The organism is Acinetobacter sp. 1000160 (assembly GCF_000588715.1).
GTDB lineage: Bacteria > Pseudomonadota > Gammaproteobacteria > Pseudomonadales > Moraxellaceae > Acinetobacter > Acinetobacter courvalinii.
Genome location: NZ_JFWP02000001.1, coordinates 704850 through 720776, shown reverse-complemented (window position 1 = coordinate 720776; position 15927 = coordinate 704850). Strand labels below are relative to the sequence as shown.

The 15927-nt window shown below is 42.7% G+C and carries 14 protein-coding genes; 7 read left to right on the top strand and 7 right to left on the bottom strand.

Going from position 1 to position 15927, the window contains the following annotated elements; all coding sequences use genetic code 11:
* A partial coding sequence (gene ahpF / locus J699_RS14880) for an alkyl hydroperoxide reductase subunit F (RefSeq protein WP_032882702.1) occupies nucleotides 1–1556 on the bottom strand: 1556 nt, incomplete at its 3' end.
* A gap of 230 nt (nucleotides 1557–1786) precedes the next feature.
* On the opposite strand from ahpF, the gene J699_RS14885 reads away from it, so the two are divergent.
* Together J699_RS14885 and J699_RS14890 are read left to right on the top strand one after the other, a co-directional pair.
* On the top strand, nucleotides 1787–2005 hold the full coding sequence (locus tag J699_RS14885; protein ID WP_005286569.1) for a DUF1653 domain-containing protein: 219 nt from the start codon (nucleotides 1787–1789) through the stop codon (nucleotides 2003–2005).
* A 35-nt stretch (nucleotides 2006–2040) separates the two neighbouring features.
* Nucleotides 2041–2628: an O-methyltransferase gene (locus tag J699_RS14890; RefSeq protein WP_032869744.1), complete on the top strand. Its 588-nt coding sequence runs from the start codon at nucleotides 2041–2043 to the stop codon at nucleotides 2626–2628.
* On the opposite strand, the gene J699_RS14895 is transcribed toward J699_RS14890, so the two are convergent.
* A complete protein-coding gene (locus J699_RS14895; RefSeq protein ID WP_032869244.1) occupies nucleotides 2620–3654 on the bottom strand; it encodes an AraC family transcriptional regulator in 1035 nt (344 codons plus the stop codon). The two genes, J699_RS14890 and J699_RS14895, sit on opposite strands and share 9 nt — an antisense overlap.
* Before the next feature lie 122 nt (nucleotides 3655–3776).
* On the opposite strand from J699_RS14895, the gene J699_RS14900 reads away from it, so the two are divergent.
* Entirely contained in the window at nucleotides 3777–4970 is a 1194-nt protein-coding gene (locus tag J699_RS14900; protein ID WP_032882700.1) for an alkane 1-monooxygenase, read from the top strand.
* Between the two features lie 53 nt (nucleotides 4971–5023).
* Here the strand turns inward: J699_RS14900 and J699_RS14905 are convergent, their stop codons facing one another.
* Both J699_RS14905 and ahpC read right to left on the bottom strand, forming a co-directional pair.
* Entirely contained in the window at nucleotides 5024–5233 is a 210-nt protein-coding gene (locus J699_RS14905) for a KTSC domain-containing protein (RefSeq protein ID WP_005231004.1), read from the bottom strand.
* Nucleotides 5234–5488: 255 nt separating this feature from the next.
* The gene (ahpC, locus tag J699_RS14910; protein WP_004772679.1) at nucleotides 5489–6052 is read right to left on the bottom strand and encodes an alkyl hydroperoxide reductase subunit C; all 564 of its coding nucleotides are present in this window, start codon (nucleotides 6050–6052) and stop codon (nucleotides 5489–5491) included.
* A gap of 479 nt (nucleotides 6053–6531) precedes the next feature.
* On the opposite strand from ahpC, the gene hrpA reads away from it, so the two are divergent.
* Together hrpA and J699_RS14920 are read left to right on the top strand one after the other, a co-directional pair.
* Nucleotides 6532–10467 carry an ATP-dependent RNA helicase HrpA gene (gene hrpA, locus J699_RS14915; protein WP_032869250.1) on the top strand — a complete coding sequence of 1312 codons (3936 nt, stop codon included), beginning with the start codon at nucleotides 6532–6534 and terminating at the stop codon, nucleotides 10465–10467.
* A gap of 45 nt (nucleotides 10468–10512) precedes the next feature.
* A complete protein-coding gene (locus tag J699_RS14920) occupies nucleotides 10513–11619 on the top strand; it encodes a beta-ketoacyl-ACP synthase III (protein ID WP_009509568.1) in 1107 nt (368 codons plus the stop codon).
* A 62-nt stretch (nucleotides 11620–11681) separates the two neighbouring features.
* On the opposite strand, the gene lipA is transcribed toward J699_RS14920, so the two are convergent.
* Nucleotides 11682–12695, bottom strand: coding sequence for a lipoyl synthase (gene lipA, locus J699_RS14925; RefSeq protein ID WP_004772671.1), 1014 nt, complete (start codon nucleotides 12693–12695; stop codon nucleotides 11682–11684).
* 190 nt (nucleotides 12696–12885) lie between these two features.
* Between lipA and sthA the strand changes: the two genes are divergently transcribed.
* Nucleotides 12886–14301 (top strand): Si-specific NAD(P)(+) transhydrogenase, encoded by a 1416-nt coding sequence (sthA, locus tag J699_RS14930; protein ID WP_005231000.1) that lies wholly within the window; start codon nucleotides 12886–12888, stop codon nucleotides 14299–14301.
* Between the two features lie 79 nt (nucleotides 14302–14380).
* Nucleotides 14381–14854, top strand: coding sequence for a DUF3465 domain-containing protein (locus J699_RS14935; RefSeq protein WP_032869252.1), 474 nt, complete (start codon nucleotides 14381–14383; stop codon nucleotides 14852–14854).
* Nucleotides 14855–14864: 10 nt separating this feature from the next.
* Here the strand turns inward: J699_RS14935 and J699_RS14940 are convergent, their stop codons facing one another.
* Both J699_RS14940 and J699_RS14945 read right to left on the bottom strand, forming a co-directional pair.
* A complete protein-coding gene (locus tag J699_RS14940; protein ID WP_005230998.1) occupies nucleotides 14865–15296 on the bottom strand; it encodes a hypothetical protein in 432 nt (143 codons plus the stop codon).
* Nucleotides 15297–15347: 51 nt separating this feature from the next.
* Nucleotides 15348–15800 (bottom strand): DUF962 domain-containing protein, encoded by a 453-nt coding sequence (locus J699_RS14945; protein ID WP_032869254.1) that lies wholly within the window; start codon nucleotides 15798–15800, stop codon nucleotides 15348–15350.
* Nucleotides 15801–15927 lie beyond the last annotated feature (127 nt).

Sequence of the window (15927 nt, the reverse complement as noted above, 5' to 3'; positions counted from 1 at the left end):
GAACGGATCATGTAATCAAAGGCAGACAGTGAGGCTTTGGCACCTTCACCGGTAGCAATGATAATTTGCTTGTACGGCACAGTGGTACAGTCACCTGCGGCAAATACACCCTTGACACTGGTTTCGTTACGGTCGTTGATCACGATCTCGCCACGGTTGCTCAACTCAACCGCACTGTTCTTCAGGAAATCAGTGTTTGGCAATAAGCCGATCTGTACAAAGATCCCTGCCAGCTCAACCGTATGCTCAATATCAGTCGCACGGTCTTTATATTTCAATGCCGTCACCTGAGCACCATCACCGACCACTTCGGTACTCAATGCATTCATGATCACGGTGGTATTTGGCAAGCTGTTTAACTTGTCTTGCAACACTTGGTCGGCACGAAGTTTGGTATCGAATTCAACCAGTGTGACATGTTCAACAATACCGGCAAGGTCAATCGCTGCTTCTACACCCGAGTTACCGCCACCAATCACCGCAACACGTTTGCCTTTGAATAATGGGCCATCACAGTGCGGGCAGTAAGCCACACCACGGGTACGGTATTCTGCTTCACCCGGCACATTCATCTCTCTCCAGCGTGCACCGGTGGAAAGAATGATGGTTTTCGATTCCAGCTTGGCACCATTTTCCAGTTCAACTTCAACCAAACCGTTGGCCGTTTGATCTGCACCTGTGATCTTGCTGACACGTTGCAGGTTCATGATATCCACACCGTATTCACGGACATGTGCTTCCATATCCTGAGCAAACTTCGGACCAACGGTTTTCTGCACCGTGGTGAAGTTTTCAATGTCCATGGTATCCATCACCTGACCGCCAAAGCGTTCAGCCACGATACCGGTCTTGATGCCTTTACGTGCTGCATAGATTGCCGCAGTACCACCGGCAGGACCACCACCAATCACCAACACATCAAATGCATCTTTGGCATTGATGGCTGCTGCATCTTTCTCAGCAGAATTGGTATCTAATTTGGCCACGATTTCTTCCAAAGTCATACGACCTTGACCGATATGTTCATTGTCCTGAAACACCATTGGTACGGCCAAGATTTTGCGCTCTTCCACTTCATCCTGGAAGAAAGCACCATCAATCATGGTTGCGGTGGTGTTCGGGTTGTTGATTGCAATCAGGTTAAGTGCCTGCACCACATCTGGACAGTTATGACAGCTCAGTGACACAAACACATCAAAGTTGGCAGTCAGGTTGAGGCCTTTGATCTGGGCTAAGACTTCATCAGAGACTTTTGGCGCATAGCCAGATACTTGCAGCAATGCCAGAATCAAAGAAGTAAACTCATGGCCCATCGGCAAGCCAGCAAAGAACACACGTGGTTGTTCGCCTGCTTTGGCCACACCGAAGCTAGGACGGCGAGCGTTTGAACCGTCAAAACGCGCCGTAACCTGACCAGAAAGTTCCGCGATTTCAGTCACCAGTTCTTTGATTTTCTCTGCTTTGTCTGAGTCATCCAAAGCAGCAACCAGTTCGATCGGACTTTCTAAACGTTCTAAATAAGCTTTTAATTGAGTTTTGATATTTTGATCTAACATGTATTTCTCCAAACCCTAAGACTTTTAAATCGGTCAATTCATTCAATGAGGCTATATTACGTAAAAATAATAAATAGGTAAAACAGTATGTTTTTATTGTTTTGATCGGTTTTTTGAATTTTTAATTCATCAGTTGAATTTTGAAATATATCTTTCGATAAAAAAATCAGTACAATCATACTTGTTATACAACTGCAATCATTGCATGACATAAAGAAAGGGTAAGCAATATGGCATTACAGCGCGGCATCTATCAACATTATAAAGGGCAGCTTTATCAGGTCTTTCATGTTGCCCGTCATAGTGAAACAGAAGAGCAACTGGTCGTGTATCAATGCTTATATGGCGATTATTCAATGTGGGTACGCCCATTGGCAATGTTTACTGAAACGGTTGAACTGGCGGATGGTCAAATCCAGCCCCGTTTTAAATTGATTCAGGCGACTTAAGCGGAATTGCCGACTTAACATCTGGAGGGTCAATGATGACCAGTAATGTGTTTTTACAGCGTATTGCTGATTTATATGATCAGTTTAAGCAACACGATGCGCAACAGTCTGATCGTCTGAGCCGTTACCGCAATATAGAAGCCGAGTCGGCAAAGTTATTGGCGATGCTGATTCGTTGTCAGCAATCAAAGCGTATACTGGAAATTGGGACTTCGACTGGTTATTCAACCTTATGGCTGGCTGAGGCTGCCCAAGCGGTCAGTGGAAAAGTTCAAACGCTAGAAATTGATTCTTTCCGCAGTGCTCAGGCGAAAAAATATGCGGAAGAGTTTGAGCTGGCACAGCACATTGATTTCTGGATAGGAGATGCGGCGGATTTTCTGGCTCAGGCCAGTCAACCGTTTGATTTTATTTTACTGGATGCAGAGCGTGGCAATTATGTGAGTTACTGGGCCGATTTAAAGCGTTTATTACAAACATCTGGTAGCACCTTGGTAATCGATAATGTGATTTCTCATGCCGCCGAAGTGAAAAGCTTTCTGGAATTGATTAAGCAAGATGACGATTACATGAGTACGATTTTGCCGATTGGCGCGGGCTTATGTATGGTGGTGTTAAAGTGAACGGATTTGATCCTGATGTTTTAAGCGATACGCTTGCGGACTACAACCCATGACCTTGTTAAAGGCACGGGTAAAATTGGCAGGATTGGAATAACCCAGTTCATACGCTATCGCTGTAATGGTAAGGCTAGAATTCTCTAATAAATCAATGGCGCGTTCTGTGCTGATCTTCTGTTTTAATCCCTGAAACTCAGCACCTTGTTGCTGCAAATAGCGTTGCAGGGTTTTTGTCGAAATATTCAGGACTCGGGCACATTCGGTTAAGGTGGGCACTTGATTGGCTTGTCGCAACATCATGCTGACCCATTCCACAATTTCACCTTGATGGTAGATCTTCTGGATTTGTTCCTGGCAGCGTTGCTCAACCACTTTTAAGCTATGCGCGTCTGCCAACGGTAAGGGCAGTGCCAATTGTTGCTGGTCAATCACGACCCTTATACCGGATAGCCAGCTATAGTTAAACTGGAAACTGGCTTTGACTAAGGATAGATAACGTTCCTGATAAGTCGGTTCGGGGATACTTAAATAGATTTGATAACGTTGTAATTGCTGACCGGCCAGTTCTAGCAGACTGTAGTAAAAGGCAACTGCAATGGCTTCGATATGAAAAGCCAGACATTGTTTATTCATCTGCAAAATTGGTTCAAATAACAGTTCGACTTTTTGTGAGCCTGCTGGAAACTGAATACTGAGCTTAAAACTCGGCATAATCAGCCTAAAGTATTGTGCAATGAGTCTGAGTGCATGTTCCAGATTCGGGCTGGTCATCAGGGCATAACCCACCAGACTATGCGAGCTGAGTTTAAGATTTTTTCCAAGTACAAAGGCCAGATCATGGGTATTAGGCAGGCTTAAACCCATTTCAATAAATTGCTCTATCTGCTGAATAGACAATAGCTCTGTTTGTGCCAGTTGCTGCTGCAATGCACTCAACACATGATTATCGTATTGATGTGTGCCGATTAAAATTTCAATCAGACGCAAATAGTAGCGTGCTGGAATCACCGGAATCTGTTGCTTTTGCACAAGAAAAACTCAGTAAAGTCTTAAAATGATAATAGCAAGTCTTAAAATGATAATATAGTGCTGCTGTATAATTACACAATTACCTCAAGCAAAAGAGTTTGTGTTTGATTGAGGAGATTGTAATGAATATGCATACTCAACTGGATGTCGAGCAAGCGGCAACAATATTTAAGGATAAAAAACGGCATTTATGGTTATTGGGTCTGGCTGTCCCTACGATTGCAATGAGTGGTTTGGCAGGCTATCAGTTTGGCCCTAAAAGAACCAAAAAATTCTTCGCTTCATTTGGACCCTTATTTATTCATGTTGTTATTCCGACATTGGATAAATTGATTGGTGAGGACACGAAAACCCCGCCACTCGATGCAATCGCAGATTTAGAAGCCGATCCTTATTATGCCCGTATTGTTAAACTTTTTATTCCTTTGCAATACGCGACCAATATCTATGGCGCGTATTTAGCCAGTCGTAAAGATACTTCGCTTGCGGATCAACTGTTACTGGGAAGCTTGGTCGGGATGGTCAATGGTATTGCGATTAATACCGCACATGAATTGAGCCATAAATCAGGACGGCTGGAACATTATCTGTCACATCTGGCCTTGGCACCATCGGGATATAACCATTTTCGCATCGAGCATCCTTATGGTCACCACCGTCGTGTAGCCACGCCTGAAGATCCGGCATCGTCACAATTTGGCGAAAGCTTCTGGAAGTTTTTACCGCGTACCGTGATGGGTAGCTTTAAATCGGCGATCGAGATTGAAAAGAATCGTTTACAACGCAAGAAATTGCCTTTCTTATGTAAGGAAAATGAGTTGATCCATGGTTGGGCCATGTCGGCTCTGTACCATGCTGCCATGTTTACGAAGTTTGGTATGCGCTCAGTCCCATTCCAAGTCACGCAAGCGGCTTATGCGATTACCTTGTTTGAGTCGGTCAATTATATTGAACACTATGGTTTAAAGCGGGCAAAGAAAGAAAATGGCCAATATGAACGGACGTTGCCTGAGCATAGCTGGAACAATAATAATGTGGTGACCAATTTATTCTTGTATCAATTACAACGCCACTCTGATCATCACGCCAATCCGACCCGAAGCTTTCAGACCTTACGTCATTTTGAAGATGCGCCGCAGTTACCTGCAGGTTATGGGGCCATGATTCTGCCCGCCTTTATTCCAGCGTGGTGGTCAAAAATTATGGATGATCGGGTGGTGCAACACTATCAAGGTCACTTGGACAGAATCAATGTCCATCCTGAAGCCAGACAGAAGATGTTAGAAAAATATAGTCAGCAGGATGATGCTGCCTGAATAGGCAAGTGAAATAGCTTAAATCAGCCCGAGCGGGCTGATTTTTTTATACTTCAAGCTGAAATACACAGTCGTTTAAAGTGCAGATCGAACTCAAGATATTTATGTACAAAGGCCGTTTTATCATGGGTACGAAGTAAATTATTGTAGATAAACTCTGGAACTGGATGGTAAAGCTCGCCTGAGCCATTGCTATAAAAGATTTTTAAATAGCGTGAAGAAACATCATATTTCCAGGAGGTTACAACAACAGATTTTTCCATAGATTCGTCCCCATATTGATTTGATCTTTTAGTACATTTTTGAACAACTCTTATCCTTCATTCTTTGACAGTACTCCAACTCAGCCCCTGTGACAATTGATAAATGAAGCTGGCTATAAATTTATAAGTATAAGAATTGTAAAAAATTAGCTATAAAATTTGGCTACAAGAAATGGGAAATTTTTAAAATAACGCAGGCAAAAAGAAACCACCCTAAAAAGGGTGGTTTCGGACCATTGGGTAAAATCTAAATAATTAGATTTTACCAACTAAGTCGATAGATGGAGCAAGGGTTGCTTCGCCTTCTTTCCATTTAGCCGGGCAAACTTCACCTGGGTGAGCGTGAACGTATTGAGCAGCTTTTACTTTACGAAGAAGTTCAGATGCGTCACGGCCGATACCACCAGCGTTGATTTCAACGATTTGGATTTTGCCTTCTGGATCGATAACGAAAGTACCACGGTCAGCAAGACCAGCAGCTTCGATTAATACGTCGAAGTTTTTAGAAAGAGTCCAAGTTGGATCGCCGATCAATGGGTATTGGATTTTACCAATAACGTCTGAAGTGTCGTGCCAAGCTTTGTGCGTGAAGTGAGTGTCAGTAGACACGCCATAGATTTCAACGCCTAATTTTTGGAATTCAGCATAGTTGTCAGCAAGGTCGCCTAACTCAGTTGGACATACGAAAGTAAAGTCAGCTGGGTAGAAGAATACAACAGACCATTTGCCTTTAAGATCTGCTTCAGATACGTCAACAAATTGACCGTTGTGGTACGCAGTTGCTTTAAATGGTTTAACTTCAGTATTAATTAAGCTCATCATTGTCTCCATGATTGAGGTTTTATTGAGAGGCTAACGCCTTACTTGTTTACGAGGTCTAGAATAAATAATTTTTAGTTATTGGGGAAATAGTATTTTTACATGACTAAAATCGGAAAATTGAATAACTCAATCAAAAACGACTTTCACCCAAAGATATCTGCTCTATTTGACGACATAAAAATGAAGCCAACATGACAAAACATCTGAAAACTAATGTGCATAACAACATGAAGTCTACGTGATCAAAATTCAAGGGTAAAATTGAAAAAATCTAAAAATATATAAAAAACCAAGATATACGATTAAAATTTCTTCATTCAATAAAGGCTTTGAATGAGAGCAGTGACAGAGCACGATGATGGAAGCATGCCTTCATTTTTACTGCTTAGTCTGAACAGATTGATGCAGTTTCTTTGCATAGCAAGGCTTTAAGGCGTAAAATAGCCGATTAGTTTATTTTTCAGGAAAGCTGTTCAGTGCAGAGTCATTTAAATGTAGATCAATTGGTTATGGCACGTGACCGTCACCGTTTAAATCGACTGCGCAAGGATAAGAAAATACAACCAGCAGATATCGAAAAACTGTTTGAACAGTCTAATCACAAGGTTAAGCAACGCCTTGCACGCCTTCCAAAGATCAAACTCAATCAGGATTTACCTGTCACCCAGTATGCAGATCGTTTGATTGAAGCGATTCAAAAGCATCAGGTCATTATTGTGGCGGGTGAAACCGGTTCCGGTAAAACCACACAGCTCCCGCAGATTGCCATGCTGGCAGGGCGTGGACTGACGGGCATGATTGGTCACACCCAGCCACGTCGTCTGGCTGCACGTAGTGTTTCGCAGCGTATCGCCGAAGAAGTTGGTGAGAAACTCGGTGAATCAATCGGTTTTAAAATCCGTTTTAACGAGCAGGGCTCACAAGACTCAATTGTTCGTTTGATGACCGATGGTATCTTGTTAGCTGAACTGACCAATGACCGGTTCCTGTCAAAATACGACACCATTATTATTGATGAGGCGCACGAACGCTCCCTCAATATTGACTTTATTATGGGCTATCTCAAGCAGCTTTTACCAAAACGCCCTGATTTAAAAGTCATTGTTACTTCGGCAACACTCGATGTGAATCGCTTTAGCCAGTATTTCTATGACGCACCGATTTTTGAAGTCGAAGGGCGTAGTTTCCCTGTTGAAGTGCGTTATCGCCCGATTTCAGAACTGAGCATCGTTGGCAGTGATGATGATGAATTCGATGACTTTGAAGAAAACCTCCCGCGTGCCGTGGTACAGGCTGTCGAAGAATGTTTTGCCGATGCAGAGAGCAAGGGCCATCCTGAGCATGCCGACATTCTGGTTTTCGCCAGTACCGAACAGGAAATTCGTGAATTACAGGAGACCTTACAGAAGTATGGTCCTCGTCATACCGAAGTGTTGCCTTTATACGCACGTTTAGCCTTGGCAGAGCAGCAAAAGATTTTCAGTCCAAGTGGTAAAGGTCGGCGTATCATTATTGCCACCAACGTGGCTGAAACAGCACTGACAGTTCCGAATATTCGCTATGTGATTGATAGCGGTTTTGCCCGTATTTCGCGTTATAACTATCGTTCACGGGTGCAACGTCTGCCAATTGAAGCGATTTCACAGGCTGCTGCCAATCAGCGTAAAGGCCGTTGTGGTCGTATTGCGGCGGGTGTGTGTATTCGCTTATATAGTGAAGAAGACTTTTTAAGCCGTCCTGAGTTTACCGAACCAGAAATTAAACGAACCAACTTGGCCTCTGTGATTTTGCAAATGCAAAGCCTTGGACTAGGTAGTCTTGAAGATTTTGATTTTATCGAGCCACCTGATTTTCGTCTGGTCAATGATGGCCGGAAGCTCTTGGTTGAGTTAGGTGCATTATCATCCCTCTCCTCTAACTCCTCTCCCAAAGAGAGAGGAGAACTCCTTCTCCCAGTGGGAGAAGGTTGGGATGAGGGTAAAAGAAAAGCTAGTGGGGGCTTAACCAAAGTCGGTCAGATGATGGCACGTATGCCGATTGACCCGCGTTTAGCTCGTATGATTATCGGTGGGGCACATTTTGGCGTACTCAAAGAAACGTTGATTATTGTCAGTGCTTTGGCAATTCAGGATCCGCGTGAACGTCCTGCCGATAAACAAATGCAGGCCGATCAGAAGCATGCGTTATTCAAAGAAGCGGATTCAGACTTTTTATTCTATTTAAAGCTTTGGAATACGATACAAACCAGTCCGGATACCCAGACGGAAAATAAGCGCCGTCAATTTGCACGTCAGCATTTCTTAAGCTGGTTGCGTTTGCGTGAATGGAAGCAGACCCATCAGCAACTGGTTGAGCTGGCAGAAGGATTAAAACTGAGTTTTAATGAAAAGGGTGCCAATTATGAAAATTTACACCGTGCTCTGTTAACAGGTCTACTTTCATTTATCGCCAATAAAACCGATGAACGTAATACCTTTATGGCAGTACGCCAGCAGAAAGCCAAGGTGTTCCCAGCCAGTACCTTGCATAAAACCAATACCGCTTGGGTGATGGCCTTTGAAATGGTGGAAACCTCTCAGGTGTATTTACGGACTTTGGCCAAAATTGATCCTGAATGGATTTTGCTGGCAGCCCGTGATTTATTGAAGTACCACTATTTCGAACCGCACTGGTCCAAGAAAGCGGGTATTGTGAATGCCTATGCACAGATTTCTCTGTTTGGTTTAATCATTGAGCCGAAGCGTTTGATTAACTTTGAAAAGGTGGATCAGCCTGCGGCCCATGAAATCTTTTTACGCGATGCTCTGACCACAGGGAATCTGGGGATTACACCACCGTTCTTGAAGCATAACTTGTTAAAGCTTGAAGAAGTGGAGCGCGTTGAGGATAAGTTGCGTCGCCGTGACTTGGTGGTCGATGAAGAAACCATTTACCAGTTTTATGCTGCGAAGGTGCCTGAGGAAATTGCCAGCCGTCGTAGTTTCGAAGATTGGCGTGCAACCATTGAACCTGATCAGCCCCGTTATCTGTTTGTCGAAGATGATGCATTATGGATGAACGATCGTCCGACCACGCAACAATTTCCTGACTATTTGCATAATGGTCAATTGCGCTTGGCGGCCAGCTATCGATTTGACCCAAGCCATGATGAAGATGGGGCAACGGTCAAGATTCCGATGCAGGCTTTACCGCAAGTGGATGAAAAGCAATGGTCATGGGGAATCCCAGGCTGGCGTCAAGACCTGATCGAAGCATTACTGAAAGCATTACCGAAAGATAAGCGCCGTAATCTGGTACCGATTCCTGATACTGCGAGAAAGCTGATGCAAGGCGTCGATGCAACGCATTTACGTGAACATCTGTTTAGTTATCTGGCATTTGCTTTGCGTGGTGAGCAAATCACGGAAAAAGATTTTTCTTTTGAACGGATTGACCAGTATCTGGTACCTTTTATTAAGGTGCTGGATGAAAAAGGCAAGTTGATTGCGCAAGGGCGTGATCTGGATGAGCTAAAAGCACGCTGTCGTGTTGAAACCCATCGTCCAGTGAAACAGCAAAAAGGTGAGTTTAAAACCTTCCCTGAAAATTTCATCTTTGAAGCTTCGCAGAAGGTCACGGGCGTTGTGGTCAAGCAATATCAAGCGTTGGTACCAACCAAGCTTTTTGCCGAGCTGGATGCTAAGGATGAGTCTGGTGTGGTGATTCAAACCTTTAATGATCAGGATGAAGCAATCAAGCAGCATCGTGAAGGGGTGATCCGGCTGGTGCATATGCAGTTGGGGGATTTAATCCGTCAACTCAAAAAGCAGATTTCCAAGCCATTGGCTCTGGCTTATTCACCTTTAGGTGAGCGGGCAAAACTGGAGCAGATGCTGGTTTATGCAACTTTACAAGTGTCGATCCAGCAATTGCCTAAAAATGCCGATGAATTTCAGCAGTTATTAACTGAAACCAAAAAGCAGTTTTTAGCAAATGGTCAACAGACATTAGCTGATTTAACTGAAATATTTACCCAATGGCAGCAAATTCGCCGTGAATTGCTGGTACTCGACCAAAGTATCTTTGGTCGTAGTGTGGATGATATTGAAGATCAGCTTGATTTAATGTCATTGGCAGACTTTGTTTATAGCCAATCGTCCGAGATTTGGCAGGAATACCCGCGTTATTTGAAAGCACTGCTATTGCGTTTAGACCGTTTGCCAAATAATCTACAACGTGATCTTGCTGCAATTGATGATGTCGATCCATGGATGGACAAAGTATTTAAATTTAAAAAAGATCCTAAAATCAAAGAATTGTATTTGATGTTGGAAGAACTCAGAATTTCCTTGTTTTCTCAACCGATGAAAACAAAGCTGCCTATTTCACCAACTAGATTACAAAAACTATGGGATCGATTAGCAATCGGTTAAACTGAGAAATATGAAAGTTAGAAGCATTCTTTACAGGAGTTTTACATGGGCATCCGTATAACAGGTACAGGTTTATTTCACCCAACCGAATCGATTTCCAATGAAGAGTTGGTTGAAAGTTTAAATGCTTATGTAGAACAATATAACCAAGACAACGCCGCTCAGATTGAAGCAGGCGAAATCGAGGCTTTACGTGGTTCAAGCCCTGAATTTATTGAAAAAGCATCAGGAATTAAACGTCGTTATGTGGTCGAAAAATCAGGTATTTTAGATCCAACCCGCTTGCGTCCACGTTTGCAGGAACGTAGCAATGATGAGCTTTCACTTCAAGCGGAGTGGGGCGTAATTGCGGCTAAACAGGCGATGGAAAATGCAGGTGTAACCGCTGACGACATCGATGTAGTGATTTTAGCATGTTCAAACATGCAACGTGCTTATCCTGCGGTTGCGATCGAGATCCAGACAGCTCTTGGGATTAAAGGCTATGCTTATGATATGAATGTGGCGTGTTCTGCTGCAACATTCGGTTTGAAGCAAGCTTATGATGCGGTGAAATGTGGCGCTCGCCGTGTATTATTGCTCAATGTTGAAATCACGTCGGGCCATCTGGATTATCGTACCCGTGATGCACACTTTATTTTTGGTGATGTGGCGACAGCGTCGATTATTGAAGATACTGAAACCAAATCAGGTTTCGAAATTTTAGATATTCATTTGTTTACTCAATTTTCAAATAATATCCGTAATAACTTTGGTTTCTTGAATCGCAGTGAAGATGCAGTAGTCGATGACAAACTGTTCCGTCAAGACGGTCGTAAAGTATTTAAAGAAGTTTGTCCGCTTGTTGCGAAGATCATTACTGCACAGCTGGAAAAACTTGAATTAACGCCTGAACAAATCAAGCGTTTCTGGTTGCATCAAGCCAATGCCAACATGAATGAACTGATTTTAAAACTGGTTGTTGGTAAAGACGCTGATCTTGAACGTGCACCGATTATTCTGGATGAGTTCGCCAATACTTCATCTGCGGGGGTTATCATTGCGATGCACCGTACCGGTGAACAGGTCGACAATGGCGAATTTGCGGTAATTTCTTCTTTCGGTGCTGGCTATTCAGTCGGTTCGATTGTGGTGCAAAAGCATATTGCTTAAGCTTTTGGCTAGAATATAAAAAAACACCACGATTGTGGTGTTTTTTTATGCCTTATGAAACTTTAAGCTTCAATCGCCTGAACTGCAATTTTCTTGGCAGGATCTGCCTTACGACGTACCGCAGGCACTGGTTCACCATGATATTGGCGATCAGCAAAGTAGCTTGAACGAACCATTGGCGCAGACCAGATATTTCTGAAACCGAGTTTACGGCCATGTTCAGCATAACGCTCGAATTCTTCTGGCGTAACAAAACGGTCAATTGGGGCATGTTGTTTAGACGGTTGCAGATATTGACCAATAGTCACGTAATCCACATCGTGTGCACGTAGATCATCCAGTAACGAAATCACTTCTTCTTCAGTTTCACCAATACCGACCATCAAACCACATTTGGTTGGTACATCAGGGCAGTATTCTTTAAACATTTTTAACAGGTTTAAAGAGTGCTGATAGTCAGAGCCTGGACGCATCGCTTTATAAAGGCGAGGCACAGTTTCAATATTGTGGTTGAATACATCTGGCGGACATTCAGTCATGATGCGTAAGGCGATATCCATACGACCACGGAAGTCAGGCACCAGAATTTCCAATAAGGTTTTTGGACTTAATGCACGTGCTTCCTTGATACAGTCAACAAAGTGTTGAGCACCACCATCAAGCAGGTCATCACGGTCAACCGAGGTAATCACGGCATATTTTAAGCCAAGATTAGAAATGGTTTCAGCCATGTGACGCGGTTCATCCGGGTCCAATGCATTTGGACGACCGTGTGCAACATCACAGAAAGGACAGCGACGGGTACAGATATCGCCCATGATCATGAAGGTTGCTGTACCACCACCGAAGCATTCAGGCAGGTTAGGGCAGGCAGCTTCTTCACATACGGTATGCAGTTTTTGTGAACGCAAGGTTGTTTTGATACGCTGAACTTCTTCTGGAGCGGTCATCTTGACTCGAATCCAGTCAGGTTTGCGAGGTACTTCAACCGTAGGGATAACTTTTACAGGAATTCTTGCGACTTTTTCCGCGCCACGAAGTTTTATACCCTGTTCAGGTTTACGGTGTTCAGACATATACTTCCTACAGCCTTTGATTTGAGATATGTGAATATTATAGTCAAATTTACCGCATTAAAGCAGGAAAAGTGGTATTCATTTTGAAAATGTAAATATATAAAAATATATAGTTGTGAAATACATCATCTCGCTGCATATTGGTTATCATATAGAGAGCAAAAACGGTTAAGAGACAAAGGAGCTTTGAATGCCACGTAAGAAAGAGGTCGTTGGTGGGAATATTGTTAAATATGATGCAGTAATTCTCGGTTCTGGCCCAGCTGGCGAAGGCGCGGCAATGAAGCTTGCAAAAGCAGGTAAAAAAGTTGCAATCGTTGATGTTCGTGATCAACTCGGCGGTAACTGCGCACATGTAGGCACAATTCCAAGTAAAGCTTTGCGTCAAACAGTTTCAAGTATCATTCGTTATCAGCGTGATCCAATGTTTCAGAAAGTCGGTGAATGGAAACAATTCACTATGAAACAGGTATTACGTAATGCGCATAAAGTGATTCAACAGCAAGTTGACACGCATACACGTTTCTATGATCGCAATAAAATCGAAGTCTTTCATGGACGTGCTTATATTCAGGATAAGAACACGGTTCTGATTTTTGGTCAGGATGGTATTAAAGACACCATTATTTGCAAGCAGATTGTGATTGCAACGGGTAGCCGTCCATATCAGCCAAAAGGTCTGGATTTTAATCATCCACGTGTATTTGATTCAGACAAGATTCTCGATCTTGATTTCGCTATCCAGAAAATCATCATTTATGGTGCAGGCGTGATCGGTTGTGAATATGCGTCAATTTTCATTGGATTAGATCATAAGGTTGATCTGATCAATACCCAGCAAAAGCTTTTAAGCTATCTGGATGATGAAATTGCCGATGCATTATCTTACCACTTACGTGAGCAAGGCGTGTTGATCCGTCACAATGAGCAGATTGATCATTTAGAGACGTTTGATGATCACGTGGTTCTGCATTTATTAAGTGGCAAGAAGATCAAGGCAGATGCGATCTTGTGGTGTAATGGCCGTTCAGGCAATACTGATGGTTTAGGTCTTGAAAATGTAGGCCTGGTGCCAAATGGTCGTGGTCAGTTGATGGTGAATGATCAATACCAGACCGAAGCAGAAAATATTTATGCAGCGGGTGATGTGATTGGCTGGCCGTCATTGGCATCAGCGGCATATGACCAAGGTCGTTGCGCAGGTGCGAACATGGTTGGCGAGAAAAATGTCAAGCCAATCCGTGATGTTCCAACTGGTATTTATACCATTCCAGAGATTTCTTCGATTGGTAAGACCGAACAGGAGTTAACGGAAGAGAAAGTCCCTTACGAAGTGGGGCAGGCTTCTTTCCGTCATCTGGCGCGTGCGCAGATTACCGGTGATACGGTGGGTGAATTAAAGATTCTGTTCCACCGTGATACTTTAGAAGTATTAGGTATTCATTGCTTTGGTAATAATGCGGCAGAGATTATCCACATTGGACAAGTGGTGATGCATAGTCCGAACAATACCTTGAAGTATTTTGTTGAGACTACTTTCAACTATCCAACCATGGCTGAAGCCTATCGTGTTGCGTCTTTAAATGGTATGAATCGTTTGTTCTAAGCCAGCCAGTCCTTGTATGATGCAAATGCCAATCACCTTGATTGGCATTTTGCTATCTTGAGTTGAATAAAAGGGAAATATGAAAAATCAAAAAAATAATCTGATCATTGTTGCCATCGTCTTGTTGGTTGCTGCTTATTTTGGTCTGGATCTTAAGCAAAAACAAAACACCGGATCTGATGCTCTTACCACCAATACCGAAAATACTGTTTCTGTCGATGATCAGCACAAGATCATGCAGGCTTATCAGCAGCAACGCAGTAATGTTCAGGTACAAGCTCAGGGCGTAGTGAAAGCGATTTTGCCTGATGATAATGATGGCTCAAGACATCAGAAAATGATTCTTAAGCTGGGCAATGGATTAACCGTTCTCATTGCGCACAATATTGATTTGGCGCCAAGAATTGAGGGGCTTAAAAAGGGCGATGTCGTGGAGTTCTATGGTGAATATGAATATAGCCAGAAAGGTGGCGTGATTCACTGGACGCATCATGATCCACGCGGAAAACACATGGATGGATGGCTAAAATATCAAGGGAAAATGTATCAATAATATAAGAGAGTTAAGGAGAAAGAGTTATTTGTTCATCCCAGAAATCTCGATCAAATGGTTTAAATTGAAGAGCATCTTTCTTTGAGATGCCAAATTCATTCATTAAATTGATATAAACTCTCTCAACATTTTCAAGTGCTGACTCTTCAATTGGACCATATATTTCACCATTTTTCATAATAAGTGCATAAATATAGTCAATTGAGCCGCCAAAACACTCATATTCAATAAAAAGCCATTGTCTAACATGATTAATATTCATCGCTCTAAAAAGAGCTTTTATTTCATCTGGTGACGATGGCGTTTTAATTGATGGGGAGAGCTTTATCCCAATGCCATGGAATGGTTCTTTGATATCTTTCCAAGTAGTCCCGTCAATAGGATAAAAAGGGCTTTTCATTTGCGCGGTTAATGCAAAAAAGCCTACAAATTGATATGACATTTAAATCCTATTCCTGAATATTTAAAGGTTACTTGCAAGATAGGCGCTAAATTAGCGTGTAAGCGCCAATTTTTGACGAATTTTCCATTTAGGTAGGACTTTAGCTAAATACGCGTCCATGCACCATACAGGGCCAATCAGAAGGAATTGTAAGTCTTTAAAGAAAGAAGGCTTCTTACCTTCAACTTTATGACCATAAAATTGACCGATCCAGGCAATTACAAATACCCCGATATAGAATCCGACACCGACTGGCAAGATCACAATCAGCCATGCCATCACAGCCAATAAAGCTGCCATTGCAATTGCAAGTACCAGGTCTAAACGAGCATAAAAGACTAAAGTTAAAACCAGCAATAACGCGGTAAGTAAGGTGCTAAAGTGCGCAAGGATACCAATAATCGAAAATAAGATGGCAGGCACACAAACCCAGTGAATTTTTTTGTTGGTCTGGTTCTGATGGCTATCGCTATACTCATCAAACCACTCATCTATCGATTTCACAATGCGCTCCTCGCTATATTCATTTTTATGGCTTCAATATACCGAACAAAAGAACAGGGCGTAAAGCGTTAAAAAAGATTGCCGATAAAAATAAAAAAAAGCCGCATGAAGCGACTTTTTTTGAATG

Excerpts from the sequence above, each read along its gene's own strand:
- J699_RS14900 (WP_032882700.1), top strand. The coding sequence starts at position 3,777 with ATGAATATGCATACTCAACTGGATGTCGAGCAAGCGGCAACAATATTT.
- J699_RS14940 (WP_005230998.1), bottom strand. The coding sequence starts at position 15,296 with ATGTCATATCAATTTGTAGGCTTTTTTGCATTAACCGCGCAAATGAAA.
- J699_RS14905 (WP_005231004.1), bottom strand. The coding sequence starts at position 5,233 with ATGGAAAAATCTGTTGTTGTAACCTCCTGGAAATATGATGTTTCTTCA.
- lipA (WP_004772671.1), bottom strand. The coding sequence starts at position 12,695 with ATGTCTGAACACCGTAAACCTGAACAGGGTATAAAACTTCGTGGCGCG.
- ahpC (WP_004772679.1), bottom strand. The coding sequence starts at position 6,052 with ATGAGCTTAATTAATACTGAAGTTAAACCATTTAAAGCAACTGCGTAC.
- sthA (WP_005231000.1), top strand. The coding sequence starts at position 12,886 with ATGCCACGTAAGAAAGAGGTCGTTGGTGGGAATATTGTTAAATATGAT.
- J699_RS14935 (WP_032869252.1), top strand. The coding sequence starts at position 14,381 with ATGAAAAATCAAAAAAATAATCTGATCATTGTTGCCATCGTCTTGTTG.
- J699_RS14885 (WP_005286569.1), top strand. The coding sequence starts at position 1,787 with ATGGCATTACAGCGCGGCATCTATCAACATTATAAAGGGCAGCTTTAT.
- J699_RS14920 (WP_009509568.1), top strand. The coding sequence starts at position 10,513 with ATGGGCATCCGTATAACAGGTACAGGTTTATTTCACCCAACCGAATCG.
- J699_RS14890 (WP_032869744.1), top strand. The coding sequence starts at position 2,041 with ATGACCAGTAATGTGTTTTTACAGCGTATTGCTGATTTATATGATCAG.